A 3,864-nucleotide genomic window follows, 5' to 3' on the forward strand; every position below is an offset into this window, starting at 1 on the left:
GACCGGGCACCGGCCCGCAGGGCCCCGACCCGAGCTGCCGCCCCAAGGCGGGACAGCAGCCCCCATGGAGCTGCCCCAGCCCAGAGCCTGACCGCCGCACTCGCGACCCGAACCGAGCCGCTGCCGGCCCAAGTCAGGACCTCCGCCCCTGCATGGAGCTGCCCCCGGGCCCCGAGGCCTGACCACCGCCCCGCATGGAGCGACCACCGGCCTCACGGCCCACGAGACCCGCCCCTGCGGGGACCACCGGCCGGAAGGGGCGGCACGGGCGGGAGGGGGGCGGGGTCGTAGGAGGGGGGTGTCCGGAAGTAAAGCGTCGCAACTCGCGCGAAGCGCGGTGAGGATAGCCATTCCGGACACCCCCCTCCGGAGGCCCCGACACCCGCACCACCCACGCGCGCAGCCACGCACCGCAGGGGCGAAACGCACCGCAGGGGCGAAACGCACCGCAGGGGCACAACGCACCCGCACCGGGGCCACGCCCCGCACGGGCGCAAGGCAACCAGACCGGTCCACGCCCCGCCTGGACGGCGTCCCCGGACCAGGGCCCTTCAGGGGCGACACACACCAGGACCGAGCCCGCCCGCAGGACGACACACCCCGGACCGGCCGACGCCGTCACGGGCACACGCCCCGCTGGAGCGCCACGCGGGACCGACGGGCCGGCCAGGCGCGCCCCCCGCAGGCAGAAGCGCGACCCGCCCCCGGGGACGCCACGTCACCTGGACCGCCCCGCCCCGCAGGGGCCACCGGCAACGGACCCGGCCGCGCCCGAAACCGCGAACGTCAGTGAGCCGAGCGGGACTTGAAGGCCGCCTTCCGCGCCTCCTTCGCAGTCGCCTTGTCCCGGTGCAGCCTTCCCATCGCCTCCAGCACATCCGCCGTCGCCGGATGCTCCACCCGCCACGCCGCGTCGAAGAACCCGGTGTGCCGGCCGACCAGCCCTTCGACCAGGTCCTGGAGTTCCGCGGCCTCGCCGCCCGCCGCGAGCTGCGCGGCGATCGTGTCGATCGCCAGCCAGAAGATCATGGACTCCGGCGGCGCGGGCACGTCCGACGCCCCGTGTTCGGCGAGCCATACGCGGGCGAGGCCGCCGAGTCGGGGGTCGTCGAGCACGTCGCGCACCGCGGGCTCTGCCTGCCGCCCGACCAGGGTGAGCGCCTGCTGGCAGTGGAGGCGGCGCAGCGGCGCGCCCCGGTCGTCGCCGCGCGCGGCGGTCAGGAGTTCGCGGGCGGCGTCGGCGGCGTCGCGCCGGGCGAGCCACTGCTCGGTCTCCGCGCGGGCGGCGAGTTCGGGGTAGCGGGCGAGCCCGTCGAGCAGCACGTCCGCGCCCTTGTCGGCGAGGTCGCCGACCGCGGGTGCCTCGATTCCGGCCTCCAGCAGCCGGGCCCTGATGCCGTAGAGGCCGAGGGGGGTGAGCCGGACCATGCCGTAGCGGGTGACGTCCTCGTCGTCGCCGAGGGGCCCGGGTTCCGCGGCGCTCTCCTCGGCCATCAACGCCTCGTCCACGGGCCGGTACTGGACGAGTCCGACGGGCTCCAGTACGCGGAACTGGTCGTCGAGGCGCATCATCGCCTCCGAGACCTGTTCCAGGACGTCGTCGGTCGGTTCTCCCATGTCGTCGGGGACGATCATCGACGCGGCGAGCACGGGCAGCGGGACGGGTCCCTCTTCTGCGGCCCTGTCGGAGACGGTGAGCAGGTAGAGGTTGCCGAGGACGCCTTCGAGGAACGCGGCTTCGCTTTCGGGGTCCCAGTCGAGCGCTTCGATGTCGATCTCACCGTCGTCGCCGACGACCGCGGAGATGTCGTCGAGGACGGGGGCGATGGCGTCGGCGAAGACGACGTCGAGGGCGTCGAGCCACAGTCCGAGGACGTCCTGCGGTGAACCGCCGGTGACGAGTGCGAGGTTGGCGCCGGCGACGGCGCCCGCGGTGTCGGAGTCGTCGTCGGGGTCCTCGGCGTCGACGAGGCCGGTGTCGACGGCGACGCGCCACGCCTCGCTCGCGCAGGCCTGGCCGTCCTCGTCCCCGGCGTCGAGTCCCAGCGCCTCGGCCGCCGCGGGGAGTTGCTCGTCGACGAGTTCACCGCCGACGCCGACCCGGGTCTGCGGGCCGGCCCAGCGTGCGAGCCTCACGGCCCGGGAGAGCAGCGGGGTGGCGAGTGCGTCCCGCGCCAGCTGCGCGTCCGAGTTCAGCCGTACCGGCGGCAGGGTGGGACGGTCTTGGGGCATCTGCTGGGTCTCCTCCGCGGCGTACCGGATCCGGGCGGCCTTGTGGGTGACTGGACGGCCCCCAGCGTAGACGCATTTCGTGCGGTTTCGCCGCGCCCGCCGGATCCGGCCGACCGGTCCGGCGACCGTGCCTCCGCCGGGGCGCGCGTTCATGTGGACTTAGGTCTCAGTACACCGGCCGACCCTTGACAAGTGGCCTGTCCAGCCAAGAGATTGACGCGCGTAGAACCTGCCCGGACCTCCCGGGGTCCCGTGCACCCTCATCCCTCACCTCCGGAGAACCTTGATGCCTTCCTCCGTCGTACCGAGAACTACCGCCGTGGCTACCGTCGTGGCCGCCGCGCTGGCCGCCGGTCTGCTCGCCGGGTCCGCGAACGCCGCCGACGGCGCCACGGCCGCTGCCGCGCAGGTGCGTATCCACGACATTCAGGGCAGCACCCGCATTTCCCCGCTGGAGGGGAAGCAGGTCGCCGATGTGCCGGGCATCGTCACGGGTGTTCGGACCTACGGCTCCCGGGGTTTCTGGTTCCAGGACCCTGAGGCCGACGGTGACGTGGCGACCAGCGAGGGCGTCTTCGTCTTCACCAGCTCGGCGCCGAAGGTCGCGGTGGGCGACCGGGTCACCGTCTCCGGCACGGTCACGGAGTACGTCCCCGGGGGCGCGTCGTCCGGCAACCAGTCGCTGACCGAGATAACGAAGCCGACCGTCACCGTGGTGTCCTCCGGCAACAAGGTGCCCGCTCCCGTGACGGTCTCCGCCTGGTCGGTGCCTTCCGAGTACGCCCCGCAGGGCGACCCGGCGGCGGGCGGAAGCATCAACGGCCTGCCCCTGGCCCCGCGTACGTACGCCCTGGACTACTACGAGTCCCTGGAGGGCACGAACGTCAGCGTCGGCACTTCGCGCGTGGTCGGCGCGACCGATCCGCATGCCGAGCTGTGGGTGACGGTGAAGCCGTGGGAGAACGACAACCGGCGCGGCGGCACGGTCTACGGCTCCTACGAGTCGCAGAACACCGGCCGCCTTCAGATCCAGTCGCTGATCCCGCTGGCGCAGCAGCCCTTCCCGAAGGCGAACGTGGGTGACGTGCTCGCGGGCACCACGGAGGGCCCGCTGGACTTCAACCAGTACGGCGGCTACACGCTGACGGCCCGCACGCTCGGCACGGTCGAGGACCGCGGTCTGACGCGTGAGCGGACCCGTCCGCAGCGCAACGGTGAACTGGCCGTGGCCACGTACAACGTGGAGAACCTGGACCCGTCCGACCCGCAGGAGAAGTTCGACGCGCTGGCGAAGGCCGTCGTGGAGAACCTGGCCTCGCCCGACATCCTCGCTCTGGAGGAGATCCAGGACGACACCGGCGCCACGAACGACGGCACGGTGTCGGCCGCCCGGACGGTCCAGAAGTTCACGGACGCGATCGTCGCGGCCGGCGGTCCCGCGTACGAGTGGCGTTCCGTCGACCCGGTGAACAACGAGGACGGCGGCCAGCCGGGCGGCAACATCCGCCAGGTGTTCCTCTTCAACCCGGAGAGGGTCTCCTTCACCGACCGCGCGGGCGGCGACGCGACGACGGCGACCGGGGTCGTACGGGAGCGCGGCCGTGCCGCGCTCACCCTGTCCCCGGGTCGCAT

2 protein-coding genes are annotated in these 3,864 nt (G+C 73.1%); one reads left to right on the forward strand and one right to left on the reverse strand.

Going from position 1 to position 3,864, the window contains the following annotated elements; all coding sequences use genetic code 11:
• Positions 1 to 786: 786 nt before the first annotated feature.
• On the reverse strand, positions 787 to 2,232 hold the full coding sequence (locus ACWGH4_RS32640) for a hypothetical protein (RefSeq protein ID WP_453467220.1): 1,446 nt from the start codon (positions 2,230 to 2,232) through the stop codon (positions 787 to 789).
• Positions 2,233 to 2,518: 286 nt separating this feature from the next.
• Here ACWGH4_RS32640 and ACWGH4_RS32645 point away from each other — a divergent pair.
• On the forward strand, positions 2,519 to 3,864 hold a 1,346-nt coding region (locus ACWGH4_RS32645; protein ID WP_453467222.1), incomplete at its 3' end, for an endonuclease/exonuclease/phosphatase.

The organism is Streptomyces sp. NPDC054847 (genome assembly GCF_053610925.1).

Bases quoted from the DNA above. Each gene is read 5' to 3' on its own strand.
- ACWGH4_RS32640 (WP_453467220.1), bottom strand. From the start codon at position 2,232: ATGCCCCAAGACCGTCCCACCCTGCCGCCGGTACGGCTGAACTCGGAC.